The 23,968-nt window shown below is 65.4% G+C and carries 35 protein-coding genes; 25 read left to right on the top strand and 10 right to left on the bottom strand.

Annotation, left to right across the window (positions count from 1 at the left end; all coding sequences use genetic code 11):
- From MTBSS4_RS09585 to MTBSS4_RS09575, 3 genes are all read right to left on the bottom strand, one after another.
- Positions 1-417, bottom strand: a 417-nt coding sequence (locus MTBSS4_RS09585) for a DUF2924 domain-containing protein (protein WP_173983178.1), incomplete at its 3' end; no start/stop codon positions are given.
- 65 nt (positions 418-482) lie between these two features.
- Complete coding sequence (locus tag MTBSS4_RS22610; protein ID WP_256367405.1) at positions 483-617, bottom strand: hypothetical protein; 135 nt, start codon at positions 615-617, stop codon at positions 483-485.
- 75 nt (positions 618-692) lie between these two features.
- Positions 693-1,358 carry an XRE family transcriptional regulator gene (locus MTBSS4_RS09575; RefSeq protein WP_173983177.1) on the bottom strand — a complete coding sequence of 222 codons (666 nt, stop codon included), beginning with the start codon at positions 1,356-1,358 and terminating at the stop codon, positions 693-695.
- 412 nt (positions 1,359-1,770) lie between these two features.
- Here MTBSS4_RS09575 and MTBSS4_RS09565 point away from each other — a divergent pair, with 412 nt between their 5' ends.
- From MTBSS4_RS09565 to MTBSS4_RS09490, 16 genes are all read left to right on the top strand, one after another.
- The gene (locus MTBSS4_RS09565) at positions 1,771-2,034 is read left to right on the top strand and encodes a hypothetical protein (RefSeq protein ID WP_173983175.1); all 264 of its coding nucleotides are present in this window, start codon (positions 1,771-1,773) and stop codon (positions 2,032-2,034) included.
- 114 nt (positions 2,035-2,148) lie between these two features.
- Positions 2,149-2,481: a hypothetical protein gene (locus MTBSS4_RS09560; protein ID WP_173983174.1), complete on the top strand. Its 333-nt coding sequence runs from the start codon at positions 2,149-2,151 to the stop codon at positions 2,479-2,481.
- A gap of 32 nt (positions 2,482-2,513) precedes the next feature.
- On the top strand, positions 2,514-3,269 hold the full coding sequence (locus MTBSS4_RS09555; protein ID WP_173983173.1) for an ATP-binding protein: 756 nt from the start codon (positions 2,514-2,516) through the stop codon (positions 3,267-3,269).
- 16 nt (positions 3,270-3,285) lie between these two features.
- Positions 3,286-3,792, top strand: a complete 507-nt coding sequence (locus MTBSS4_RS09550; RefSeq protein WP_173983172.1) for a DUF669 domain-containing protein — start codon at positions 3,286-3,288, stop codon at positions 3,790-3,792.
- 85 nt (positions 3,793-3,877) lie between these two features.
- The gene (locus MTBSS4_RS09545; RefSeq protein ID WP_173983171.1) at positions 3,878-4,255 is read left to right on the top strand and encodes a hypothetical protein; all 378 of its coding nucleotides are present in this window, start codon (positions 3,878-3,880) and stop codon (positions 4,253-4,255) included.
- The gene (locus tag MTBSS4_RS09540) at positions 4,252-5,181 is read left to right on the top strand and encodes a PD-(D/E)XK nuclease family protein (RefSeq protein ID WP_173983170.1); all 930 of its coding nucleotides are present in this window, start codon (positions 4,252-4,254) and stop codon (positions 5,179-5,181) included. The genes MTBSS4_RS09545 and MTBSS4_RS09540 overlap by 4 nt, the downstream gene beginning before the upstream one ends.
- Positions 5,175-6,746, top strand: coding sequence for a DEAD/DEAH box helicase (locus MTBSS4_RS09535; RefSeq protein WP_173983169.1), 1,572 nt, complete (start codon positions 5,175-5,177; stop codon positions 6,744-6,746). Before MTBSS4_RS09540 ends, MTBSS4_RS09535 begins: the two co-directional genes overlap by 7 nt.
- Positions 6,743-7,099, top strand: coding sequence for a DUF6511 domain-containing protein (locus MTBSS4_RS09530; protein WP_173983168.1), 357 nt, complete (start codon positions 6,743-6,745; stop codon positions 7,097-7,099). Before MTBSS4_RS09535 ends, MTBSS4_RS09530 begins: the two co-directional genes overlap by 4 nt.
- Positions 7,099-9,372 carry a PriCT-2 domain-containing protein gene (locus MTBSS4_RS09525; protein ID WP_173983167.1) on the top strand — a complete coding sequence of 758 codons (2,274 nt, stop codon included), beginning with the start codon at positions 7,099-7,101 and terminating at the stop codon, positions 9,370-9,372. The genes MTBSS4_RS09530 and MTBSS4_RS09525 overlap by 1 nt, the downstream gene beginning before the upstream one ends.
- On the top strand, positions 9,372-9,776 hold the full coding sequence (locus MTBSS4_RS09520) for a hypothetical protein (RefSeq protein WP_173983166.1): 405 nt from the start codon (positions 9,372-9,374) through the stop codon (positions 9,774-9,776). Before MTBSS4_RS09525 ends, MTBSS4_RS09520 begins: the two co-directional genes overlap by 1 nt.
- Positions 9,773-10,285, top strand: coding sequence for a crossover junction endodeoxyribonuclease RuvC (locus MTBSS4_RS09515; protein WP_173983165.1), 513 nt, complete (start codon positions 9,773-9,775; stop codon positions 10,283-10,285). The genes MTBSS4_RS09520 and MTBSS4_RS09515 overlap by 4 nt, the downstream gene beginning before the upstream one ends.
- Positions 10,282-10,473, top strand: a complete 192-nt coding sequence (locus MTBSS4_RS09510) for a hypothetical protein (RefSeq protein ID WP_173983164.1) — start codon at positions 10,282-10,284, stop codon at positions 10,471-10,473. Before MTBSS4_RS09515 ends, MTBSS4_RS09510 begins: the two co-directional genes overlap by 4 nt.
- The gene (locus MTBSS4_RS09505) at positions 10,466-10,918 is read left to right on the top strand and encodes a DUF6362 family protein (RefSeq protein WP_173983163.1); all 453 of its coding nucleotides are present in this window, start codon (positions 10,466-10,468) and stop codon (positions 10,916-10,918) included. The genes MTBSS4_RS09510 and MTBSS4_RS09505 overlap by 8 nt, the downstream gene beginning before the upstream one ends.
- Before the next feature lie 376 nt (positions 10,919-11,294).
- Positions 11,295-12,992, top strand: coding sequence for a DNA cytosine methyltransferase (locus MTBSS4_RS09500; RefSeq protein ID WP_173983162.1), 1,698 nt, complete (start codon positions 11,295-11,297; stop codon positions 12,990-12,992).
- Complete coding sequence (locus MTBSS4_RS09495) at positions 12,989-13,855, top strand: phosphoadenosine phosphosulfate reductase family protein (RefSeq protein WP_173983161.1); 867 nt, start codon at positions 12,989-12,991, stop codon at positions 13,853-13,855. The genes MTBSS4_RS09500 and MTBSS4_RS09495 overlap by 4 nt, the downstream gene beginning before the upstream one ends.
- Positions 13,856-13,857: 2 nt before the next feature.
- Positions 13,858-15,126 (top strand): site-specific DNA-methyltransferase, encoded by a 1,269-nt coding sequence (locus MTBSS4_RS09490; protein WP_173983160.1) that lies wholly within the window; start codon positions 13,858-13,860, stop codon positions 15,124-15,126.
- Here MTBSS4_RS09490 and MTBSS4_RS09485 read toward each other — a convergent pair.
- Together MTBSS4_RS09485 and MTBSS4_RS09480 are read right to left on the bottom strand one after the other, a co-directional pair.
- On the bottom strand, positions 15,113-15,322 hold the full coding sequence (locus MTBSS4_RS09485; protein ID WP_173983159.1) for a hypothetical protein: 210 nt from the start codon (positions 15,320-15,322) through the stop codon (positions 15,113-15,115). The genes MTBSS4_RS09490 and MTBSS4_RS09485 overlap by 14 nt on opposite strands.
- 1 nt (position 15,323) lies before the next feature.
- Entirely contained in the window at positions 15,324-15,515 is a 192-nt protein-coding gene (locus MTBSS4_RS09480; RefSeq protein WP_173983158.1) for a hypothetical protein, read from the bottom strand.
- Positions 15,516-15,607: 92 nt separating this feature from the next.
- Between MTBSS4_RS09480 and MTBSS4_RS09475 the strand changes: the two genes are divergently transcribed.
- The 3 genes from MTBSS4_RS09475 (at position 15,608) to MTBSS4_RS09465 (ending at position 16,355) form a co-directional block, all read left to right on the top strand.
- Positions 15,608-15,817 carry a hypothetical protein gene (locus MTBSS4_RS09475; protein ID WP_173983157.1) on the top strand — a complete coding sequence of 70 codons (210 nt, stop codon included), beginning with the start codon at positions 15,608-15,610 and terminating at the stop codon, positions 15,815-15,817.
- 67 nt (positions 15,818-15,884) lie between these two features.
- Positions 15,885-16,154 carry an HU family DNA-binding protein gene (locus tag MTBSS4_RS09470; RefSeq protein WP_173983156.1) on the top strand — a complete coding sequence of 90 codons (270 nt, stop codon included), beginning with the start codon at positions 15,885-15,887 and terminating at the stop codon, positions 16,152-16,154.
- Between the two features lie 3 nt (positions 16,155-16,157).
- On the top strand, positions 16,158-16,355 hold the full coding sequence (locus MTBSS4_RS09465) for a hypothetical protein (RefSeq protein ID WP_173983155.1): 198 nt from the start codon (positions 16,158-16,160) through the stop codon (positions 16,353-16,355).
- Here the strand turns inward: MTBSS4_RS09465 and MTBSS4_RS09460 are convergent.
- The 3 genes from MTBSS4_RS09460 to MTBSS4_RS09450 form a co-directional block, all read right to left on the bottom strand.
- Positions 16,325-16,522 (bottom strand): hypothetical protein, encoded by a 198-nt coding sequence (locus tag MTBSS4_RS09460; protein ID WP_173983154.1) that lies wholly within the window; start codon positions 16,520-16,522, stop codon positions 16,325-16,327. The genes MTBSS4_RS09465 and MTBSS4_RS09460 overlap by 31 nt on opposite strands.
- Positions 16,523-16,531: 9 nt before the next feature.
- Entirely contained in the window at positions 16,532-17,140 is a 609-nt protein-coding gene (locus tag MTBSS4_RS09455; protein WP_173983153.1) for a DUF3489 domain-containing protein, read from the bottom strand.
- 101 nt (positions 17,141-17,241) lie between these two features.
- Positions 17,242-17,463 (bottom strand): hypothetical protein, encoded by a 222-nt coding sequence (locus MTBSS4_RS09450; RefSeq protein WP_173983152.1) that lies wholly within the window; start codon positions 17,461-17,463, stop codon positions 17,242-17,244.
- A gap of 99 nt (positions 17,464-17,562) precedes the next feature.
- Here MTBSS4_RS09450 and MTBSS4_RS09445 point away from each other — a divergent pair, with 99 nt between their 5' ends.
- Genes MTBSS4_RS09445 through MTBSS4_RS09430 form a run of 4 tightly spaced genes read left to right on the top strand, consistent with a single transcriptional unit; the run spans position 17,563 to position 21,697 of the window.
- Complete coding sequence (locus MTBSS4_RS09445; RefSeq protein WP_173983151.1) at positions 17,563-18,123, top strand: elements of external origin; 561 nt, start codon at positions 17,563-17,565, stop codon at positions 18,121-18,123.
- The gene (locus MTBSS4_RS09440; RefSeq protein ID WP_368667770.1) at positions 18,089-20,041 is read left to right on the top strand and encodes a phage terminase large subunit family protein; all 1,953 of its coding nucleotides are present in this window, start codon (positions 18,089-18,091) and stop codon (positions 20,039-20,041) included. Before MTBSS4_RS09445 ends, MTBSS4_RS09440 begins: the two co-directional genes overlap by 35 nt.
- 1 nt (position 20,042) lies before the next feature.
- Positions 20,043-20,252: a phage head-tail joining protein gene (locus MTBSS4_RS09435; protein ID WP_173983150.1), complete on the top strand. Its 210-nt coding sequence runs from the start codon at positions 20,043-20,045 to the stop codon at positions 20,250-20,252.
- A gap of 2 nt (positions 20,253-20,254) precedes the next feature.
- Positions 20,255-21,697: a phage portal protein gene (locus MTBSS4_RS09430; RefSeq protein WP_173983149.1), complete on the top strand. Its 1,443-nt coding sequence runs from the start codon at positions 20,255-20,257 to the stop codon at positions 21,695-21,697.
- Here the strand turns inward: MTBSS4_RS09430 and MTBSS4_RS09425 are convergent.
- Both MTBSS4_RS09425 and MTBSS4_RS09420 read right to left on the bottom strand, forming a co-directional pair.
- Positions 21,694-22,062 carry a DNA-binding transcriptional regulator gene (locus tag MTBSS4_RS09425; RefSeq protein WP_254432462.1) on the bottom strand — a complete coding sequence of 123 codons (369 nt, stop codon included), beginning with the start codon at positions 22,060-22,062 and terminating at the stop codon, positions 21,694-21,696. The genes MTBSS4_RS09430 and MTBSS4_RS09425 overlap by 4 nt on opposite strands.
- On the bottom strand, positions 22,037-22,306 hold the full coding sequence (locus tag MTBSS4_RS09420) for a BrnT family toxin (protein ID WP_173983148.1): 270 nt from the start codon (positions 22,304-22,306) through the stop codon (positions 22,037-22,039). Before MTBSS4_RS09420 ends, MTBSS4_RS09425 begins: the two co-directional genes overlap by 26 nt.
- A gap of 53 nt (positions 22,307-22,359) precedes the next feature.
- On the opposite strand from MTBSS4_RS09420, the gene MTBSS4_RS09415 reads away from it, so the two are divergent.
- On the top strand, positions 22,360-23,565 hold the full coding sequence (locus MTBSS4_RS09415; protein ID WP_173983147.1) for a S49 family peptidase: 1,206 nt from the start codon (positions 22,360-22,362) through the stop codon (positions 23,563-23,565).
- A gap of 12 nt (positions 23,566-23,577) precedes the next feature.
- On the top strand, positions 23,578-23,967 hold the full coding sequence (locus MTBSS4_RS09410) for a head decoration protein (RefSeq protein ID WP_173983146.1): 390 nt from the start codon (positions 23,578-23,580) through the stop codon (positions 23,965-23,967).
- Position 23,968: the final 1 nt, after the last annotated feature.

The following is a 23,968-nucleotide window of genomic DNA, read 5'->3' as shown; positions in this document are numbered from 1 at the left end:
AAACCCGAAGAACAGCGGCCCATTCCAGCGGGTGCCGGTGATGGCGCGGGCCACCGCCGACAGGCTCTGGTAGCGGCGGCCCTGCCATTCGAAGCCATCGGCCAGTGCGGTCACCTCCTGCAGCACGCCTTGCCATTCCCGGATCAGCTTGGTGCCGACGATGGGGGCTGTCATGTCCTTGGGTTTGGGCTTCTTCTTGCCGTCCAACTCATCGACCAGATCGTCGAGGCGGCGTTCGGCCTGGACCGACAGGCCGCCGAAGGCCAGTTCCTGAATCCGGTAGGCCAATCGCTTGACCAGGAAGGTGCGGTTGTAGGGCGGCGGCTCGGTGCCGGTCAGCTCCCGCCACATGGCCTTCAACTTGGGCGTCGGCAGGGTGGGCAATTCGGCCACCTGGGTGAGGATCGCGGTCGTCATTTACGGGGTCTCCTGCAATTGCGGTCGGACCCATGGACGCTCTGGTGACCAGTGAAGTCGACGGATCAGTCTCCGGCGTCAGCAGATAAACGAGTGGACTTCCGCGCCAGGAGACGCATGGCGCCGGCCGCCAGAATCTCGGCGATTTCGTCGAGGCGCTCGGCGGCGGTCATGTGGTCGGGATGGAGGGCGATGGACATAGGCACACCCATAAGAGAACGTTTTCTGATTGTTCTCTTATGGCGCAGTCGCACGTATTAGGTCTAATCCGAATTTCACGACAGGTTTCGCGCAAACCAGACGATACGACCGATGATACGGATCTCCTCGGCGCTACGGTCGTAGGGGGAATAGCGGCTGTTGTCGGAGATGATGCGGACAGAGGGGATTTCGCCTCCGGCAAGGCGCTCCAGCCGCTTGGCAACCAGCCCGAACCCGTCGTGCAGAACGAAGATGCCGGTGGGGTTAGGGACGACCTGGGTGGTGTCGAGCATCACCACGTCGCCGCCAAGCAGGGTCGGCTCCATGCTGTCACCGCGCACCCGGATCAGCCTTAATCCTGCCGGCCTGAGACGCAGGACGCCACGCAGCCAGGACTTCGGAAAGTGCCATGGAGCGCCCTCTTCCTCGTTTTCCGCCACGGCGCCGCCGCCCATGTCGGCCTCGACGTCGACGAAGGGAACGGCGACGTAATCGCGCCGAGACGGGGTGGTGACGGCTGGAGCCTGTTTACCGTCCTCGCCATAGAGCAGGGCCTCGATCGGCATCTGAAGAACGGCGGCGACGCGGGTGAGCTTCTCGCTGGACGGGTCGGCGGAGCGTCCGCGCAGGATGTCGTAGACGAACGAGCGACCAACGCCGGCGGCCTCGGCCACATGCAGGGGCCGTAACTCCAGTTCCTTCATCCGCGCACGCATGCGGTCGGCCAGGGTCGTGGTCATGGAGTCTCCTCGGGTTTGTACGGGGCCATGAAATAGGATTCGTCCTAACTGTGTCAAGCTTGATAGGTTTCCCTCAATCGAAACAGAGGGGGATCGAATGGACACCTGCAAAGCCGATATCGCCGACCACGTCAGCACCTTCATCGCCGATGTCCAGCGCGAGGTCGATGACTGGCTGGCGGAAACGGGGACCGCACCGACCATGTTCTGCAAGAAAGCGGTCAACGATCCCAACCTGCTGCGCCATATCGAGCAGGGCCGCCGCCGCCTGACCTTCGCCATGGNACGCATGCGGTCGGCCAGGGTCGTGGTCATGGAGTCTCCTCGGGTTTGTACGGGGCCATGAAATAGGATTCGTCCTAACTGTGTCAAGCTTGATAGGTTTCCCTCAATCGAAACAGAGGGGGATCGAATGGACACCTGCAAAGCCGATATCGCCGACCACGTCAGCACCTTCATCGCCGATGTCCAGCGCGAGGTCGATGACTGGCTGGCGGAAACGGGGACCGCACCGACCATGTTCTGCAAGAAAGCGGTCAACGATCCCAACCTGCTGCGCCATATCGAGCAGGGCCGCCGCCGCCTGACCTTCGCCATGGCTGTCCGCCTGCGCGATTACATCACAGAACAAAAGCACAACATTGACGGTGCCGGTTGCGGGAGGGTCGCCCAATGACCATCCCCAATCGTCCCAGCCCTGGCGATCTGATCGGAGGGATCTCACCCCCTTGGGACGATCCGGCCAGTGCGTCGGTACATAGCCAATAACCCGAAAAACAGGACGACGACGATGACCTCAATCTTTCCCCACCCTGATTTCCCGGCCCGCTCCCTGCCGGTGGACGAGAACGGTATCTGCGACTGGCTGGCCGACGCCACTCCGGGGGCCGCCCTGATCTATTACCGCGGCCATCTCGGCCATGACCGGATGCCCAGCACCAAGGTGCTGCCGGAAGTGCTGCGCCGCCAGGTCGTTGATGTTGCCAGCCGCATTCAGCAGGCGGCCGAGGCCGAGCGCGTCTTCCTGCTCCAGCGCCGCAATGGCGATGACGATTTCAGCTATCTGGCCATCAAGGCGGCGGGCCGCCCGCGCTCATCGATCACCAGAGGCGGCCGGCGGTAAGCACGTTTCCCCCCATCCAAGGAGATCCAATAATGGCGATATCCCTCGCATCGCTGAAGCGCAGTTCCGCGCTGTCATCCCCCCGCATCCTTGTCCATGGCGTGGCCGGGGTGGGCAAGAGCACCTTCGCTTCGGCGGCGCCCAATCCGGTGTTCATCCTCACCGAGGATGGCCTGGGCACCCTCGACATCCCCCATTTCCCGCTGGCCCGCAGCTTCGACGAGGTGATGGAGGCGCTGGCCGCCCTCTATTCCGAGGACAACGACTTCCGCACCGTGGTGATCGACAGCGTCGACTGGCTGGAGCCGCTGATCTGGGCGCGGGCCTGCAAGGACAATGGCTGGAAATCCATCGAGGACCCCGGCTACGGCAAGGGCTACGTCGCCGCGCTGGACCTGTGGCGTCAGTACATCGACGGCCTCAACGCGCTCCGCGATGAGAAGGGCCTGACGATCATCCAGATCGCCCATACCGAGATCAAGCGCTTCGACAGCCCCGAGCACGATCCCTACGACCGCTACATCATCAAGCTGCATGCCCGCGCCGCCGCCCTGCTGCAGGAGCATTCCGACGCGGTGCTATTCGCCAATTACCGCATCAGCACGGTCAAGAGCGATGTCGGCTTCAACAAGAAGGTGACCCGCGCTCTCGGCTCAGGCGAGCGGGTGCTCTACTCCGCCGAACGTCCCGCCTTCCTCGCCAAGAACCGCTACGGCCTGCCCGATGTGCTGCCGCTGTCGTGGGACGCCTTCGCGTCGACGATGCCCCAATTCCAAGCTCAATCCTAACCGATAAGGAACCATCATGGCCAATCTCGGAAATTTCGACGCCACCACCGTCGATCCCGCCAAATCCGCCGACGTGCTGCCTCCCGGCAAATACGTGGTGCAGATCGTCGCCAGCGAAATGCGCGTCACCAAGGACGGCATGGGCCAGTACCTGTGGCTGGAACTCGACGTGCTGGAAGGCGATTCCCTGGGGCGCAAGCTGTTTGACCGCCTCAATCTGGTCAACAACAACCCCAGCACGGTGGAAATGGCCCAGCGCACCCTGTCGGCCATCTGCCATGCCACGGGACGCATGCAGGTCCAGGACAGCGAAGAACTCCACCTGATCCCCATGCTGGCCGATGTGCGGGTGCAGCCGCCGAAGAACGGCTACGGCGAATCCAACACCATTCGTTATCAGCCGCTCGACCAAGCCGCCGCCGCTCCGGCCACCCGTCCTGCGGCGGCCACCCAGCCGGCCAAACCTGCGACGCAATCCGCCCAACCCCGCCCGGCCACCGCGCCGTGGCGCCGGAGCGCATGAGCATCAACCGGAACGATGCCGCCGTCGTCAGGTCGCCAAACATGAGCGGCGGCGGCATCTCCACCCAGGACATTGGAGAACATCCATGGATGACAGGATCATAGAGGTGGAGGCTCCCCCGAGCAATCCGCCCACCACCAGGGAAGAATGCCGGCAGCGTCTGGCCCAACTTCAGAACGACATCACCGCGATTCGCACTGAGATCGCCGCCGCCGACATGGACCGCCAGGCCGGTCGTCGGCGAATGGACGCCCGCTGGTACCACCGCGCCCGCACCGCGTTGCGCCACCGCCAGCGCGAGGTGGCCGAGGTCGCCGCCCTGATGGCTCGCCTGCCGGGCCGCAAGGATGCCTTGAAAGATCTGCTGATCGAAGTGGTGCGGGCCGATTACGACGAGACCGGTTGGCACAGGGTGATGGACGAGGCCCACCGGCGTCTCGATGCGCGGGGAGCAGCAATATGACCGCGCTGCCGCCCCCTCTCAGCCCCACCATCGAAGCGATCTACGCCGCCTATGAGGCGAGTGCCGAGGACGGCTTCCGCCTTCATCTCGGTGCATCGCTGATCGGCAAGGAGTGCCTGCGCGCCCTGTGGTGCGACTTCCGTTGGACCACGCGGGCCAGCTTTCCCGGCCGGGTGCTGCGGCTGTTCGAGACCGGGCAGTTGGAGGAGGCTCGCATCGTGCGCGACCTGCGCCGCACCGGCGCCACCGTGCTGGAGGTCGATCCCGAATCCGGGCGCCAATGGCGGGTCGAGGCCCATGGTGGACATTTCGGCGGCTCGCTCGATGGCGTGGCCCTGGGCCTGCTGGAAGCGCCCAAGACCTGGCATGTGCTGGAATTCAAGACCCACTCGGCCAAGTCCTTCGCCGATCTGAAGCGCCAAGGCGTGCGGGAGTCCAAGCCGCGACACTTCGCCCAGATGCAGGTCTACCTCCACCTCACTGGCATGACGCGGGCCATGTATGTGGCGGTGTGCAAGGATACCGACGAGATTTACGTCGAGCGCATCCCGGCCGACAGGACCGTGGGCGAAACCCTCCTGGCCATTGCCGGTCGCATCATCAATGCCGCCCGTCCGCCGGAACGGCTGTCGGCCGATCCGGCATGGTGGCAATGCCGGTGGTGCGAACACCATCCCCTCTGCCATGAGGCGGGCGCCGCCGAGCGCAATTGCCGCACCTGCCTGCATTCGACTCCGGTGGAGGGTGGTTGGCACTGCGCCCGCCACGACCGTGGCCTCTCCTCCGCCGACCAGCGGCGAGGCTGCGAGCTTCATCTCTACATTCCCGATCTGGTGCCGGGCGAGCCCATGGATGCCGGAGACGATCATGTGGTCTACCGCATGAAGACCGGCGCCACCTGGATCGACGGGAGGGCGCCATGCTGACGCTCCGCCCTTACCAACAGGCGGCCATCACCGCCATCTACGACTATTTCGGCCGGAAATCCGGGCACCCGCTGATCGTCATTCCGACAGCCGGCGGCAAGGCTCTGGTGTTGTCGGCCTTCATCAAGGAGGTGCTGGAGAACTGGCCAGATCAGCGCATCCTGGTGGTCACCCATGTCCGCGAACTGATCGCCCAGAACTATGCCGAGCTGATCGGCCTGTGGCCCGACGCCCCCGCCGGCATCTATTCCGCCGGACTGGGCAAGCGTGACCTCGGCGCCCGCATCCTGTTCGCCGGCATCCAGTCGATCCACAAGCGGGCCTATGACATCCAACAATGCGATCTGGTCCTGATCGACGAGGCCCATCTGATCCCCTGCGCCTCGGACACCATGTACCGGCGCTTCCTCGATACCCTGGCCAGGATCAATCCCCATCTCAAGGTGATCGGCTTTACCGCCACGCCCTATCGCCTCGACAGCGGCATGCTGCACGAGGGCGGTGGCGCCCTGTTCACCGACATCGCCTACGAGGTGTCGGTGCGTGACCTGATCGATGCGGGATTTCTCTGCCCGCTGGTCAGCAAATCCGCCGCGACGAAGTTGGACGTCACCGGTGTCGGCAGCCGTGGCGGCGAATTCATCCCCAGCCAGCTTCAGGCGGCTGTCGACAAGGACTCCATCACCCGTGCCGCCATCGATGAGGTGGTGGCCTATGGCCAGGACCGTCGCTCCTGGCTGGCGTTCTGCTCCGGGGTCGAGCATGCCGAGCATGTCGCCCAGGCTATCCGGGATCGCGGATTTTCCTGCGCCACCATCTTCGGCGACACCCCCAAGGGCGAGCGCGATCGAATCATCGTCGCCTTCAAGCGCGGTGAAATCCGGGCGCTGGCCTCAATGGGGGTGCTGACCACCGGCTTCAACGCCCCCGCCGTCGACCTGATCGCCATGCTGCGCCCGACCAAATCGGCGGGCCTCTATGTCCAGATGGCCGGACGCGGCACCCGGCTGTCACCCGGTAAATCCAACTGCCTGGTGCTGGACTTCGCCGGCAATGTCGCCCTGCACGGCCCCATCGATGCGGTAATGCCCTCGGCCCCCGGCAAGGGTGATGGCGAGCCGCCGACCAAGGTGTGTCCCGGCTGCGACAGTATTCTGGCGGCGGCCATGCGCAAATGCCCGGATTGCGGCCACGATTTCCCCCCACCGGAACTCAAGATCGAGGCTACCGCCAGCACGCTGGAGGTGCTGTCCACCGGCCAGCCGCAATGGGTGTCGGTGTCCGACATCTCCTACGATTTGCACGAGAAGCCCGGCAAGCCCCCCAGCCTGCTGGTCAGCTATCTCTGCGGCATGGTCCGCCACCGCGAATGGGTGTGCATCGAGCATGACGGCTATGCCCGCCAGAAGGCGGTGCAGTGGTGGCAGAAGCGGGCACCCGGCTTGCCGGTCCCCACCACCGTCGAGCAGGCCCTGATGCAAGCCGACAGCCTGAGGGTGCCGATCGAGATCGCGGTGCGCCCCAGCGGCCGGTTCACCGAGGTGGCCGGCGCGAGATTCACATGATCTGCGCCGTCTGCAACCGCGAGGGACGCGGCTTCGGCTTTATCCCGCGTCTCGCCCGGCTGTGTGGCCCGCCCGAAGCCGCTTGCTCCATGACCTGTCTCGACACCATCGCCCGCTGGAGAAGAACCATGATCGATCCCACCCCCAACGAGATCACCGCCATGGAGCATGGCGGACAGATGGGCGGCGAGTATCTGGACAGCATCGCCAAGACCAATCTGGCGGCATTGTCGCCGGAGCAATGGCAGACCTTCGTCGAGGCGGTGATCACCGGCTATTGCGACCATCTGCGCGATCTCGCAGGCCGCGACCGGGGACGTCTCGACGGCATGGCTGGGGAGGTGCCGTTCTGATGGAAGCCGCCCAAGATTTCATGGCCCGATTCGGGGCACGGCTGGTGGATAACGGCTATCCGGCGATCCCCATCTGGCCGGGAACCAAGAAGCCTGGACGCTTTCAGGCTGGCGCTTGGTGCGATTACCCCGCCTGGACCCGCCATTGCGACCGTCCGACCACCCTGATCGAGACCGAGACCTGGGCCGCTTGGCCCGATGCCGCCATCGGGCTGGCCTGCGGCACCTTGGTAGGCATCGATATCGACGTGCTCGATCCCGATACCGCCCATCGGCTGGAGCAGCTGGCCCGCGACATGCTGGGCGACACGCCCTTGCTCAGGATCGGCAAGGCCCCCAAGCGGCTGCTGGTGTATCGGGCTGATGTGCCATTCTCCGGCCCCAAGCGGGCGCCGCTGGAGATCCTGGCGCATGGGCGGCAATTCGTCGCCTTCGCCATCCATCCGGATACCGGCCAGCCCTATGTGTGGCCGGAGGATTCGCCGCTCACCGTGGCGCTCGACGATCTGCCGGTGGTCACCGAGGACTCGGTGCGCGCCTGGCTGGAAGCTGCCATCGCCTTGCTGCCACCCGAACTGCGCCCAGCCACCTTGGAATCGCCGGCCGCCTCCATGCCATCCACCAGTCCCCAGCGCGGCACCCTGGCAGCTGTGCGATCCGCGCTCGCCCATATCCCCAACGCCGATCTCGACTACGATTCCTGGGTGCGGATCGGCATGGCGGTAAAGGGAGCCATCGGCGAAGACGGGGCATCGCTGTTTGCATCCTGGTCGGCAATGTCGGCCAAGGACGTCCCCGCCGCCACCGCCAAGGCCTGGGCCAGTTTCCGCCCCACCACCATCGGCGCCGGCACCATCTACCATTTTGCCATGGAGCGCGGCTGGCAGCCCGATCCCGCCCTGGTGCTGGACGGCAGTACGCCTCAAGACGAGATCCATCCCGCCGCCGGTCTGCTGGCCAAGCTCGCGGCCACTCCCGCCGAACCGGCACCGCCGGAGCAGCCGTTCGATCTCATCATTCCCGACGGCGTGCTGGGCGACATGGTCACCTACATGCTGGCCACCGCTCGGCGCCCCCAGCCGGAATTGTCGCTCGGTGCCAGCCTGTGCGCCATCGGCGCGCTGATGGGGCGCAAATATCGCACCGAGAGCAACCTGCGCTCCAACCTCTACGTCATCGCCCTGGCCGACAGCGGCTCGGGCAAGAACCACAGCCGCGAAATCATCAATGAAACGTTTTTCCAAGCCAATCTCGCCCAGTATCTCGGCGGCAACAAAATCGCCTCCGGCGCCGGCCTGCTCACCGCCTTGCATCGCCAACCCGCCATGCTGCTGCAGATCGACGAGTTCGGGATGTTCCTGGAAGGCATCGCCGACCGCAAGCGCAGCCCCCGTCACCTGACCGAGATCCTCGACAACATGACCGAGTTGTATACATCGGCCGGCGGGGTGTTTCTGGGCGCGGAATACGCCAACCGCGACGGCAAGAACGAACGGCGCGACATCAATCAGCCATGTCTGTGCGTCTACGGCACCACCGCACCGACCCGATTCTGGAATGCCCTGCAATCGGCCAACGTGGTCGATGGCTCACTCGCTCGCTTCATTGTCATCGCCAGCGGCAACCAATACCCCGACGAGAACAACGACACCGGCATCCGTTCAGCGCCGCCCGCCCTGATCAAGAGTCTCAAGCTGATCGCCGCCGGTGGTGGACGAATGGCGGCGGGCAATCTCTCGGGACTGACGGCCGACCCCACCACCGCCGTCGATCCGATGACCGTGCCCATTGACGCGCGAGCCAAGGCCATCTTCCGGGATCTGTCCCGCGATATCACCGTCCGGCTGCGCGAGGCTCTGGGCACGCCGTTCACACCGATCCTTGCCCGCATCAGCGAGAACGCCACCAGGGTCGCCCTGATCCGGGCGGTGTCCTCGGATCCGGTGACGCCGGTGATCCGGGCCGACGATGCCGAATGGGCGATTCAGTTTGTCAGCACCTGCGCCGACCGCACCATGGACGAGATTGGCCGCCGCGTCGCAGACAACGACATTGAGCGCAACCACAAGCGCCTCCTGGAGATCGTCCGGGGTGCTGGTGCGACCGGCCTCACCAAGAGCGAGCTGATCCGCCGCAGCCAATTCCTCGATCGGCGGCAACGCGACGAGGTGATCGCTGTTCTGGTGGAGGCCGGAATGATCGAGCCGATCATGACGGCGACGGCGACCAAGCCGACCATATCGTTCCGCACGACCGGACGGGAGGCATGGTGATGAGGGAATTCTTCAACGGTTGGAAAATTCATCAGGCCACACGGAACGGCCCAATCCCCTGTTGTGACTGGGGTTCTGAGGAATTCTTCAAATTCTTCAATTCTTCAACCAGAGACCCCTCACGCGGGCGTATGGCGCGGGCGCCATCTCTCTATTACCTCTTGTATGAATTATTGAATTTATTGAATTATTTGAAATTACATATACTAAATCAATGGGTTGACCCGTTATGGGCGCCCTTGAAAAATTCACTCGATCTTGAAGAATTCGCCCGCTATCCCGGCGGCCGATGGGACTCATCCGTCTTTGCGCCGTATTTCTCCCTGCCAATCGTGAGCAACACCACCGCCATCGGCCCGGCCGTGCTGTCGCCCCTCCAAGCTCAAACCTGGAGGAAAACATGACAGCTTTGACCAAACCCCAGCCAAACCATGACGCCGATGCTTCAGGCGCCGTACTGGCCCTCGACCTGGGCACCACCACCGGCTGGGCCATGCGCCTGGCCGAAGGCACCATTGTCTCCGGCACCATGGAGTTCCGCCCCGGCCGCTTCGAAGGCGGCGGAATGCGCTACCTGCGCTTCCGTTCCTGGCTCGATCACCTACTGGGCGGCGCCAAGGGCATCAGCGCGGTGTACTTCGAGGAAGTCCGCCGCCATGCCGGAACCGATGCAGCCCACATTTTCGGCGGCTTTCTGGCCCATCTCACCGCTTGGTGCGAACTCAACCACATCCCCTATCAGGGCGTTCCGGTCGGCACCATCAAGCGCCACGCCACCGGCAAGGGCAATGCCAGCAAGGACATGGTGATCGCCGCCATGAAGGTGCGCGGCTTCAATCCAGAGGACGATAACGAAGCCGACGCCCTGGCCATCCTGTCCTGGGCCATCGACACCGCCGGAGGTGTGCGATGAACTGGCACCCTCCCGGCTTCGGTGGCACCCGCCGCGATCCTGAGCAGGTCAAGCGGGACGGCTGGCAAGAGCGTGGCGTCCTGGTCATCGCCGAGGACGACCAGCGCCTCACCTGGCCCGAGCGTGAATTGATCCGTCAGCTTGGCCAAAAGCTCTACGGCAAGCGCCCGGAGGTGGCCCATGACTGAGATCCACTGGACACCGATCATGGTGGAGAACCGTCTAGCAGAGGCCGCCGACGTGCTGCGGCGATTGCCCAACGCCACGGTCCAGGGCTATGCCAGTACTTGGCCTCCCTTCGTGCGGGACTATTGGGAAGCCTACGGCGCCAACGAGGTGACGCTTCGTCGTCCGCCACCCTCCGCCGCCGCCATTACCCGCATGGATCAGGCTTTACCCTGGTTGCGTCTAGTCGATCCGGCCGACGCCCAGATCCTTTGGCTGCGCGCCAACGGCGATCCCTGGAAGGCGATCTGCTGGAAAGCCGGTCTGTCCCGTGCCACCGCCCATCAGCACTGGATGTTCGGCCTCTGCGTCATCGCCTGGAAGTTGAACGGCAAGGCGGTGCCCAGGGGCATCTCCAAGGCGGGTCTGATCGCAAGGGCAAAACCGATGCAGGACGACGCTGCGTGATGTCTTAAGACATTCCTGCCACTGACGCCCCTCGCGAGTGGGTGGTATGGTTGGGGCAAGCTCGAACGACGGGCGGCGGTGATAATCAAATGATCCGCCGCCCAGAGCGGGCGAAAGAATAGAACCCCGTACCGTGGAGAATTGGTTCCTCCCCGGCACCTTTCGCTATGCGGGGGGCATCAGCGCCCGATTTCGCTAGCGACAGCCGAAAAATCTAGGCTACCACCCCGTACCAGTTACCACCCCGGAAGGCGCGTAAGTCCCAAGGACAGCGCGCCTTTCACGCTTTCGGGCAGGGTGGTACGGGGGGCGGTAGCCAGCCCGGTAGCCGCCTTCCGGCTACCACCCCTGTACCACCCGTACCACGGCTACCACCATGCAACTTGCTCTCACCGAGCCGGTATCCCCGGCGCTCGGCTCTATGCCGCACGCCCAGGGGCTGGTTTACGGCTCGGTGTGCAGCGGAATCGAAGCGGCGACGGTGGCGTGGGAGCCGCTGGGCTGGCGGCCAGCCTTCTTCGCCGAGATCGAACCATTCCCCTCCGCCGTGCTGGCGCACCGCTATCCGGCCATCCCCAATCTGGGCGACATGACCGCCATCAACGGTGCGGCGTGGCGGGGCAAGATCGACGTGCTGGTGGGCGGCACGCCCTGCCAAGCCTTCTCGGTGGCGGGCCTGCGCAAGTCGCTGGACGACGCGCGCGGCAACCTTGCCCTCAAATTCGTGGAACTCGCCGATGCCATCAACCCGTCATACGCGCTTTGGGAAAACGTCCCAGGCGTACTCTCCACCCGCGACAACGCCTTCGGATGCCTTCTGGGCGGACTGGCCGGCGAAGATGGTCCGCTGCTCCCGCCAGGGGGCAAATGGACGGACGCTGGTGTTGTCGTTGGACCCGCGCGCACAGTCGCGTGGCGGGTGCTCGACGCCCAATACTTCGGCTTGGCCCAACGCCGCCGCCGTGTGTTCGTTATCGCAGGTGCTGGAGACCGGGCCGATCCCGTCGCGGTACTTTTTGAGCGCCAAGGCCTGCGCCGGGATTCTCCGCCGAGCAGAGAAGCGGGGCAAGGCGCTGCCGGTTCGGCTGCATGCCGCGCTTATGGCGGCAACAATACCTCCGGCCCCATCGACGTCGCCACCGCTCTGAATGCCTGTGCGTCTGCCAGTGGCCGGATGGATTTCGAGTCCGAAACCTTCATCGCCACCACCTTGCAGGCCCGCGACCTGTCCCGTGGCATTGATAGCGACTGCACCGACACGCTGATCGCCCACACCTTGCGGGCCAAGGCGAACCTTGCCCATCGGCCCGACATCGACACCCTGGTCACCCATTCCCTGCGCGGCGAGAGCTTCGACGCCTCAGAGGATGGCACCGGACGCGGCACACCGCTGGTGCCGGTATCCATCGCCATCCCCATTCAGGAGGCCGGTGCCCGCACCGGCATCAGCACCACGGATGTGCGTGCCGGAATCGGTGTCGGCAGTGATGGTGATCCGATGTTCACGTTGCAGGCGGGCAAGCAGCACGCCGTGGCGTTCAATCTGCGTGGCCGGGATGGCGGGGCGCAGGCCGAGATCGATGCCGACAACCTCGCCAGCCTCCGGGCGGCCAGCGGCGGATCGAGCCGCAGCTATGTCGCCTTTGCCCAGAACCAGCGGGATGAGGTCCGCCCCCTGACCGTGGCCGGAGCCCTGGCCGCCGAGCCGGGGACCAAGCAGCAAACCTATGTTGCCTTCGACTGCAAGGCCAGCACCCCGGCTGCCACCGAAGCCATCGCCCCGACATTGCGGGCCATGGACCGAAGGGAACGCGGAGCGGACAACGCGCTGGGCCGCGACAACGCTGGCGGTCAGCTGGCCGTTCAGCATGGCATGGCGGTGCGCAGACTGACGCCGACGGAGTGTGAGCGGCTTCAAGGTTTCTCGGACCAATACACCCGCATCCCCTGGCGACGGAAGGCTGCCGAGGATTGTCCCGACGGCCCTCGTTACCGGGCTCTGGGCAATTCCATGGCCGTGCCGGTGATGCGCTGGATCGGTCGCCGCATCCAGGCGGCAGGACAACGGCCATGACCCGCAATCCCTATCGCATGGACGGCCCCGCCCTGGTGTCGTTCTCGGGCGGGCGCACGTCCGGCTACATGCTGCACCAGATCCTGGACGCCCATAACGGCCAGCTACCCTCCGACGTCCATGTGGTGTTTTTCAATACCGGGCGGGAGTTCGAGCAGACGCTGCGCTTCGTCCACGAATGCTCGGTGCGCTGGTCGGTCGCCATCACCTGGCTGGAATACGATCCCGCCGAGCCGTTCGACACCAGTGTGGTGGGCTACAATAGCGCGGCCCGCGACGGCGAGCCCTTCGAGAAGATCGTCAAGGTCCGAGGCTTCCTGCCCAATCCGACCATGCGGCTCTGCACCCATTACCTCAAGGTCAAGCGCGGTATCGCCTTCATGCGCGACATGCTGGGCTACGGGGAATGGGTCAACGTCGTCGGGCTGCGCCATGACGAACCTCGCCGGGTCGCCCGTCAGAAGGCCATGAACGAGGCGGGCAAGGAGCGGTTCGAGACCCTCCTGCCGCTGGATCAGGCCAAGATCAGCCGCCAGGACGTCTCGGCCTTCTGGAAGCGCCAGCCCTTCGATCTCGGTCTGCCCGACAACAACGGCAAGACCCCGCTGGGCAATTGCGACCTCTGCTTCATGAAGGGCGCGGCCACCATCAAGGGGATCATGCGCCTGTTCCCCGACCGGGCCAGATGGTGGATCGACATGGAACGCAACGCCCCGGCGCTTGGCACCCTGACCAAGCCGGAGATGGCGCTGTTCCGCGCCGACCGGCCCAGCTACCGCGAACTGCTCAATTTCGTCCGCCGCCAGCGGGATTTCGAGGGCGGCCCATCCGACGACTGCCTGCCCTGCGACTGTACGGACTGATCATGACCCATCCGCTTCCCGACACGGTCGAGGCTTGGCCCATCGACCGGCTGATCCCCTATGGCCGCAATGCGCGGACTCATTCGGACAGCCAAGTGGCCCAGATCGCCGCCAGCATGGTCGAGTTCGGCTGGACCAATCCGGTGCTGGCCGACAGCAAGGGCAACGTCATCGCCGGGCATGGCCGACTGGCTGCCGCCAAATCCCTCGGCCTGGACACGGTGCCGGTGGTGATCCTTGATCATCTGACCGAGGCCCAGCGCCGCGCCTACATCCTGGCCGACAACAAGCTGGCACTCAATGCCGGCTGGGACGACGAGACCCTGGCGGCCGAACTGCACGCGCTGAACGCCGAGGGCTATGACCTCGATCTGATCGGCTTCTCGGAAGAGGAACTCGACGCCCTGATGGCTCCTCTTGATGACGAGGGCGACGGCCAGGGAGAAGGTGACGAAGACGAAATCCCCGAGCCGCCCGCCGATCCGGTGACGCGGCCGGGCGATCTGTGGATCTTGGGCAAGCATCGCCTGCTGTGCGGCGACAGCACCGTCGCCACCGATGTGGAGCGTCTGCTGGCCGGAGCCACGCCGCACCTGATGGTGACCGACCCGCCTTACGGGGTGGAATACGATCCCACTTGGCGGAACGAAGCCGGGGTGTCGTCCTCGGCCCGCACCGGCAAGGTGGCCAACGACGACCGCGCCGACTGGCGGGAAGCCTGGGCGCTGTTCCCCGGCGAGGTGGCCTATGTCTGGCACGCGGCGATCTTCGCCAAGGTGGTGGCCGACAGCCTGGAGGCCAACGACTTCAAGATCCGCGCCCAGATCATCTGGTCGAAGAACCGCTTCGTCCTGGGCCGGGGTGATTATCACTGGCAGCACGAACCGTGCTGGTACGCCGTGCGCAAGACCGGCACCGGCCATTGGCAGGGAGCGCGGGATCAGGCCACCATCTGGGCGATCGGCAATAACGGTGTTGAGGACGAAGCCACGGTCCACGGCACCCAGAAGCCGGTGGAATGCATGCGTCGCCCAATTCTCAACAACAGCGCCGAGGGCGAGGCGGTCTACGAGCCGTTCGCGGGCAGTGGCACCACAGTGATCGCAGCGGAAACCACCGGCCGCATCTGCTTTGCCATGGAATTGAACCCGGCCTATGCCGACGTGATCGTCGGCCGCTGGCAGAAGCTGACCGGCGGCAAGGCCGTGCTGGATGGCGATGGCCGGAGTTTCGAGGAAATCGCCGCAGGAAAGGCGGTCAGCGCCGGGTGATCCGGCGCAGGGAATGCTGGTACTTGGCGTCGGTGGGCTTCCAGTTCAGCGGCTGGCAGCCGAGGCGCAGGTCGCGCTCCCAGAATTCGAGGATCTGCTGGTTGGAATAGCCCTTGCCCCGGAAGTATTCGAAGTCGCTTTGCGACCACTGCGGATGGGCCTTCAGGGCGGCGGTGGGGCGGACGGTCAGGGCCATGCTACTTGCCCTCCCGCTGTTCGTTCTGTTGGGTGCCTGCGCACCCGGCGGCGTAGGCCGCTTCCAGGGCTTTCTTGATCTGCCAAACCGCCAGTTCGTGGAAGTCCAGGCGTCCGCTGTTGCGGGTCTCCAGGGTTTCCAGGTCCAGGATGGTGGCGGCGATGTTCGCCAGGGCTTCGTCGCGGGTTTGCATCGTGGTGTTCCTCCGTTTTGTTGGACCCACTAACGCTCTCCCGCGCAGGCTTATCAAGTCGATTAATCGATCATTTTCAATGGATTAGTCTGATGCGCCAATCCCGCCATATGTCCCTGGCCGAGGCTGCCGCCAACGTGGTGATCGGCTACGGAATCGCGGTCACCACCCAGGTGGTGGTGTTCCCGGTCTTCGGCATTCACATCACCCTGGCCGATGATCTGCGGATTGGTCTGGTTTTCGCCGTGGTCTCCCTGCTGCGCGGTTTCGTGCTGCGGCGAATCTTCGAGCGGCTGCGGTGAGACTTGGATTTGGGGCGATCCGAATCTACTGTTCCCGATCACGATGCCAGCAAAAGAGAAGAATGCCATGTCCAAATCGGCCCTTTCCAAGTCCATCCGTGCGGTGACCGGTTGCTCTGTTGCCCAGGCGGATGCCGCTGTTGAAGCTGTCCTGGCCACCATCGTCGATGGCGTGAAGACCGACGGTAGCTTCCGCCTGATCGGCTTCGGCACCTTCGCCAAGGCCGAGCGTCCCGCGCGCCGGGGCCGCAATCCGAAGACCGGCGAGGCCATAGACATTGCCGCTTCGACCTCGATCAAGTTCAGCACGGCAGCGGCTTTGAAGAAGTCGCTGTAAGTCATGGCCGTCAATCCCGAACATGTGGCCCGTGCCGCGAATGACCTGATGGATCACTATGGTCAGGCCGCTCTCGATGTGGCCAAAACCCAGGTTGAACGCGCGTCAAGGGCAAGTGACCATCTTGCCCTTGACCAAGCCCTGATGGTGCTGACCGAAATCGAGCGCCATCAGGGGATTTCGTCAACACCGGTGACGTAGGCATTGGCCTTGTTCCAGGAGCCCTCGTCGAGTCCCCACTCGGCATCGGTACTCTCAAACAGTTTCTCGATGGCCGCCGTTTCGGCCTGCTCCGGCGTTTCGGTCTCGACCTGGACGATGGTACTTTCGGTGACGTCGCGGGTGATGATGACGCTGTAGCGGGGCATGGGCGGCTCCTATTCGGCGATTCGGTAGGTGCGGCCCCGACCAGAGAGCTTCTCGCTGGTGATCGTCAGGCCCAGCTTCTTCTTCAAGGCCCCGGCAATGGCCCCGCGAATCGTATGATTCGCCCAGCCAAATTCTGCAGCAATCTCGTCAATGCTGGCCCCTTCAGGCCGCTTCAGCATGGCGATCAGGGCTTCCTGCTTCGTCCCCTGGCGGGTCTTGCGCGGCGTATTCGCGCCGTCGGCCTCCGGCGGCTCCGCCGCCATTGAACAATTGGGCGCCTGCGCACCCAGGGGCGCGGTTTCCGGCTGGTCTGCCATGTCCGTCGCCGGTTCTTCTTCCGGGCCAGAGTCCGCGCCCGTGTCGGCGACCATGCCCAACGCGGTGTAGGCGGCGGGCGTGGCCCGCAAGGTAAATGGGGTGCCGTCCTCGTCCTCGCGCCAGACCGGCATGCCGGGTTCGGCGGGGATTTCCTCGGCCAGTTCCTTCTTGATCAGGCTGTTCAGCACCATGTTGACGGCACCGCCCTTCAGGGACGCGGTGATCGGCAGCAGGAAACCGCCCTCGCGGGAGCAGGCGGCGGAGAGGATGACGGCCTGGGTGTCGGAAAGTTGGGTCATGGGGTGGACCTCCAAGGATGGCGCGGGCCAGTCCCGCCGCCTGTACCACCCCAAGCCCCGCCAGCCTGAAGCCGGTCGGAGCGGGAAGGAAAAGCCGTCGATCAGACGGCGAATTCGCCCTCCTGGAAGGCGCTGTCGGTGATGCGCTTCAGCATCTCGGCATAGTGGGCCATGGTCCCGGCGTGGCCCCAGTTGATTTCTTCGGGCGTCCAGTTGAAGTGGTCGGCGCTCAAAGTCTGCAGCCGGGCCAGCATGGCGTCGAAGTCGGACTTCCTGGCAATAAAGGTGTCGATGGCCTGGGTGTTCTCGCTGCGCTTCGTCATGGTTCCCTCCGGTGTTCGTGGGACCATCCATCGCTCTACCGGGCGATGACATCAACTCGATAAGTCGATCATTAGATTGCTTTCTGCGAGGGCTCGCTCATGGGGCTGTCGATACGCGCCTATGCGCGGCATCGCGGGGTCAGTTACGTCTCGGTGCTACGGGCCGCCAAGGCTGGACGCATTTTCCTGGAGCCGGACGGCACCATCGACCCGGTCAAGGCCGACGCAGCCTGGGATGCCCAGACCGATCCGGCCCGCAAGGCTCCGCCCCCTTCGCCGGAGAAGGCCACACTGATTCCGATATCGCCGCCTTCGGCACCGTCAGCCGCACCACTTCCGTCGCCCCAGCGCGATTCTCTGCCCTCGACAGGCACCAACTTCACCCAGGCCCGCACCGCCCACGAGGTGGCCAAGGCGCAGAAGGCCCGCATCCAGGTGCAGCGCCTCAAGGACGAGGTCATCGACCGCGCCAATGCCCTGGCCCTGGTGTTCAAGCTGGCCCGCCAGGAACGCGATGCCTGGGTCGGCTGGCCCGCCCGTGTCGCCGGGTTGATGGCGGCGGAGGCCGGGCTGGACCCGCATGTGATGCAGGTTTTGCTGGAAACCCACGTCAGGGCGCATCTGAATGAGCTTGCAGACATCAAGCCGGACTTCCACTGACTTCGACGGCGCGGATCTGATCCTGTCGGCTTGGGCCGACGGAATGCGGCCCGACCCGCTGCTGACCGTGTCGGAATGGGCCGACCAGCACCGGGTTCTGTCCAGCCGCGCCTCCGCCGAACCGGGCCGCTACCGCACCAATCGCACGCCGTATTTGCGCGAGATCATGGACTGCCTGTCGCCGTCGCATTCCTGCCGACGGGTGGTGTTCATGAAGGGGGCCCAGGTCGGCGCGACCGAGGCGGGCAACAACTTTCTCGGCTTCATCATCCACCATGCCCCCGGCCCGGTGCTGGCGGTGCAGCCCACCGTCGAGATGGCCAAGCGCAATTCGCGCCAGCGCATCGACACCCTGATCGACGAAAGCCCCATTCTGCGGGAACGGGTCAAGCCGGCCCGCTCGCGCGACGCCGGCAACACCATGCTGTCGAAGGACTTTCCCGGCGGCACCCTGGTGATGACCGGGGCTAACAGCGCCGTCGGCCTGCGCTCGATGCCCGCCCGCTACCTGTTCCTCGACGAAGTGGACGCCTATCCGGCTTCGGCCGACGAGGAGGGCGACCCGGTGGCGCTGGCCTGCGCCCGCATGGCCACCTTCGCGCACCGGGCCAAGGCGTTCCTGGTCTCGACGCCCACCATTCGCGGGCTGTCGCGCATCGAGCGGGAATTCGAAGCGTCCGACCAGCGCCGCTTCTTCGTGCCGTGCCCCCATTGCGGCGAAATGCAGTGGCTGAAGTTCGAGCGGCTGAAATGGGACAAGGGCCAGCCGGGCAGCGTCCGTTACCAGTGCGAGGCCTGCGACCAGCCGATCACCGAATCGGCCAAGGCGGGAATGCTGGCGGCAGGTGTCTGGCGGTCCACAGCGGTGGCCGAGGATCCCGGCACCGTCGGCTTCCACATCTCGGCGCTCTACTCGCCGCCGGGCTGGCAATCCTGGGAGAGCATCGCCCGCATGTGGGAAGCAGCCCAGGGCAATGACGACGCGCTCAGGGTATTTCGCAACACCGTGCTGGGCGAGACCTGGGTCGAATCCGGCGAGGCGCCCGATTGGCAGCGGCTCTACGACCGCCGCGAAACCTGGACCAACGGCACCGTGCCCGCTGGCGGGCTGTTTCTCACCGCCGGGGCCGACGTCCAGAAGGACCGCGTCGAGATCGACGTCTGGGCCTGGGGCCGCAATCTGGAAAGCTGGCTGGTAGACCACATCGTCATCGACGGCGGTCCCGAGAAGGCCGAGACATGGACGAGCCTGGAACAGGTGTTGGCGAAGACTTGGACCCATGCCAGCGGCGCAGCCCTCAAGATCGCCCGCCTCGCCATCGACTCCGGCTACGAATCCTCGGCGGTCTACACCTGGGGCCGCAGGATGGGCGTCGGCCAGGTCTCGCCCATCAAGGGCGTGGAGGGTTTCAACCGCTCCAGCCCGGTCTCCGGCCCCACCCTGGTCGATGCCACCGAGGGCGGCAAGAAAGTGCGCCGTGGTGCCCGCCTCTGGACGGTGGCGGTGTCCACCTTCAAGACGGAAACCTACCGTTTCCTGCGCCTGGAGCGCCCCACCGACGAGGAATTGGCCGAGGGTGTCCGTTTCCCGGCCGGAACGGTGCATCTGCCATCGTGGGCGGATTCGGAGTGGTGCAAGCAGTTCGTCGCCGAGCAGCTGGTGACGGTCAAGAACCGCCGCGGCTTCTCCAAGCTGGAATGGCAGAAGCTGCGCGAACGCAACGAGGCGCTGGATTGCCGGGTCTATGCCCGCGCCGCCGCCTGGATCGCCGGAGCCGACCGCTGGCCCGAGGCCAAGTGGCGGGATCTGGAAGGGCAACTGGCCGTTGTCGCCAGCACCAGTGACCCCGAAGCCGGACAGGTGCGCCGGATCGCCCGCCGTCCTCGGCGCATCATCAAGTTCAGCGGGATGCAGTGATATGACCCTCGACGACCTCAAGGCCGAGCGCGAGCGGGTGCTGGCGCGGCGCAATTCCCTGGTGGCTCGCGTCACCGTCGGCGACCGTACCGTCCAATACGACCTGACCCAGGCCAATCACGTCCTGGCCGATCTCGACCGTCGCATCGCCCAGGCCGAGGGCAGGAAACCCCGTCGGCGCATCCTGGCCGTCGCCACCAAGGGGCTGTGACCATGTTGTCGGCCTTCCGGCGAAAGGTAGGTGCCTTGATCGGCGGCTTCGAGGCCGCGCAGGGCAGTCGGCGGCTCAAGGGCTTTCAGCCCAGCCGCGCCCACGTCAACACCCTGATCGCCGCCGCCGGCTCCGACATCACCGCCCGTGCCCGCTATCTGGTGCGCAACAACGGCTATGCCCTCAACGCCGCCGAAAGCTGGACCGGCAACGCGGTGGGCACCGGTATCAAGCCGTCATCGCTGATCGCCGACAGGGATCTGAAGACCCAGGTGCAGCAGCTCTGGCTGGCCTGGACCGATGAATCCGATGCCGAGGGCCTGACCGACTTCTACGGCCAGCAGCGCCGGGCGGCGCGGGAAGTGTTCATCGCCGGGGAGGTGTTTTTCCGCCTGCGGCCGCGCCGTCCCGAGGATGGCCTGACGGTGCCGTTGCAGCTTCAGATGCTGCCCTCGGAAATGCTGCCGCTGACCAGGATGGAAATCCTGCCCAGCGGCAACGTCATCCGCCAGGGCATCGAATTCGACCGCATCGGCAGCCGCGTCGCTTACCACTTTCTGCGCCGTCATCCCGGCGATCTCACCGATCCCGGTCTGGCGGGCGAAACGGTGCGGGTTCCGGCCTCAGAGATCGTCCATGTCATCGACCCGGTGGAATCCGGCCAGCTTCGCGGCGTGTCCCGGCTGGCCCCGGCGGTGGTGAAGCTGTTCCTGCTCGACCAGTACGACGATGCAGAACTGGAGCGCAAGAAGATCGCCGCGATGTACGCCATGTTCGTCACGTCTCCGGCTCCGGCCGACGTGATCGACGTGGTGCCCGCCGATGACGGCTCCGGCGACCGTATCGTCGAGGTCCAGCCCGGCCAGGTGGTGCCGCTGGAACCGGGCGAGCAGATCCAGACCTCGGCCCCCGCGGATGTGGGCGGATCGTATGAGCCGTTCGAGTACCGCACCCTGCTGCAGATCTCCGCCGCCACCGGGGTGCCCTACGCCTACCTGTCCAACGACATGCTGAAGGCCAATTACTCCAACTCGCGCATGGCGTTGCTGGAGTTCCGCCGCCGGGTTGAAGCCTGGCAGCACTCGGTGATGGTCCACCAGATGTGCCGGGTGGTGTGGCAGCGCTGGATGGACGTGGCGGTGCTGTCGGGGGCGCTCGACATCCCCGGCTATGAGCGCAACCGCCCCACCTTCATCGCCTGTTCCTGGCTGCCGCCGAAATGGGACTGGGTCGATCCGCTCAAGGACACCAAGGCCGAGATCGAGCAGATCGGGGCGGGGCTGAAAAGCCGGACGCAGGCCCTGGCCGAGCGCGGCTATGACGCCGAACAGGTGGATGCCGAGATCGCCGCCGACCGGGAACGGGAGCAGCGGTTGGGACTGATGTTCGGCAGTTCGCCTCCGTCACCGGCCAATGATCCCGGTGCAGCCGGTGCCCCGGCCTAAGCCTGTAGCGCCCGCATGACCGATTCCGGATCGCGCTTTATCGCCATCAGCAACGCCCGCGCCGGTCCCTCGGGGACACGCCGGCCTTGCTCCCAGTTGCGCAAGGTATGGGGGCTGATGTGGAAGGCCCTGGCGAAGCGATCCTGCGACAGGCCGGTCCTGGCCCGGATGTCGGCCACGTCGAGGGGATCGGCGGCGCGAAGCCGCCCATCGGCCAAGGCCGCATTGAGATCGACATCCTCGGTGCGCGATTCGTCCTCGGCGGCATGACGGGCGATGTCGTCCTCGGTGGTCGCCGCGACCATGGCCCGATTGACGCGGGCGCGGCTGCGAATTTCATCAGCCGAAAGCTTGACGGTAGACATCGCGTTCCCTCCGGTTGGCAAGGCGAGCGGAAATGATGCGGCGAGTGTCGCCTCTCCAGGTGAAGACCACGAACAGGATGTCGTCATCGACCTGTCCGATCACCTGGACGCGTTTCTCGCCATAGTCCTCACGGTCGTCGTCCATTTCGAGGATGGGGCCATCGAAGACCAGCGAGGCATAGGCGAAATCGAACCCGCGATTGCGCAGGTTGGCCTCGCTCTTGGCTTCGTCCCACTCGAACATGACCCAAGGCTAAGTCACTGGCGGATATAAGTCAACGGCTTATAGGATTCCGAATGCACGACCTTCCCCATTTGGCAGCCAGGCTCTACGGCGCGCCGCTGCTGGTCGCCCGCAGTAAGCTGGATGTGATCCTGGGCGCCCTCGGACCCCGGCTGGCCGGGCAGGCCGTCTCTTTCGACGGCGATGCGGCTCCGTCCGCCGATGTGGCGGTGACGTCCGACGGCATCGCCATCATCCCGGTGATCGGCACCCTGGTGGCGCGCTCGGGCTATCTCGGTGCCGCCAGCGGGCTGACCGCCTATTCCGACATCGCCGAGTCCATCGAGGCGGCGGCCACCGATCCCGGTATCCGCGCCATCCTGTTGGATGTGGATTCCTCCGGCGGCGAGGTGGGTGGCCTGTTCGATCTGGTCGACCACATCCAGGCCATCCGTGCCCAATGCGGCAAGCCCGTCTGGGCGGTGGCCGACGAGGCGGCCCTGTCGGCGGCCTATGCTATCGCCTGTGTCGCCGATCGCCTCTACGTCACCCAGACCGGCGAGATCGGGTCCATCGGCGTGGTGGCGGTCCACCGCGACGAATCCGGGGCCGATGCCCAGGCCGGGCTGGCCTGGACCTTCGTCCATGCCGGGGCGGCGAAGGTCGAAGGCAACCCGCATCAGCCGCTGTCCGACTCTGCCCGCGCCACGCTCCAGGCCGATGTTGACGCCTTGTACGGAAAGTTCACCACCCTGGTGGCCGAGCGCCGCCGCATGTCTCCCTGCGCCGTGCGGGCCACCGAGGCTGCGGTCTATCGCGGCGACCAGGCGGTGGCCGCCGGTCTGGCCGACAAGGTCGGCACCCTGCGCGTTGCCCTGGCCGATCTCGGCGCCAGTCTGGCCCGTCTCACCGTGTCCCGTCCCATTGCCGCCCGAAAGGAAAGCCCGATGTCCGAACCCCAGGGGGATGTCCCCGTTCTGGCTGCCGTGCCGCAGCCGCAAGTTCCCACTGCCGATCTGGAGCAGCGCCTGCGCGCCGAATATTCCGAGATCAGCGCCATCGCCGCCCAGGCCGCCCGCCTCGGTGTGGCCATCGATCCCGCCGAGGCCATGGCCAAGGGCATCCGCCCGGAGGCCCTACGCCGCACCGTGCTGGATCAGTTGGCCGAGCGTTCCGACGCCACCGACGTGGTGGCCGCCGCCCCGACGGGAGCGGCTCCCAAAACCGACACCGAAAGCCCCATCGTCCGGCGCGCTCGTGAAGCCGCCGCCCGCAAGTAAGGAACCGCCACCATGCCGACGCTGACCGCATCGCCCACCCTGGGCGACCTGCTGAAATTCGAGTGCAATCCCAGCTATTGCCGCGAGACCGTGACGCTGAAAGCGGGCACGTCCTATCCCCTCGGCTCCGTGCTGGGCCGCATCACCGCCAGCGGCGAATACCGCCTGTCCCCCGCCGCCGAGGTGGTGGGCGATGAAGGCGCGGAAACCGCCATCGCCGTGCTGTTGGAAACGGCGGATGCCACCGATGGCGCCATCACCGGCCTGATCGCCGCCCGTGGCCCGGTCATCCTGGCCGATGGCGCCCTGGCGTTCGATGCCTCGGTTGATCAGGCCGCCGAGCGCACCGCCAAGATCGCCCAGCTTGCCACCGTGGGTCTGGTCGCCCGCACCACCGTCTGAT

Source organism: Magnetospirillum sp. SS-4 (genome assembly GCF_902729425.1).
Taxonomy (GTDB): domain Bacteria; phylum Pseudomonadota; class Alphaproteobacteria; order Rhodospirillales; family Magnetospirillaceae; genus Phaeospirillum.
This window is presented reverse-complemented; position numbering and strand designations above follow the sequence as displayed.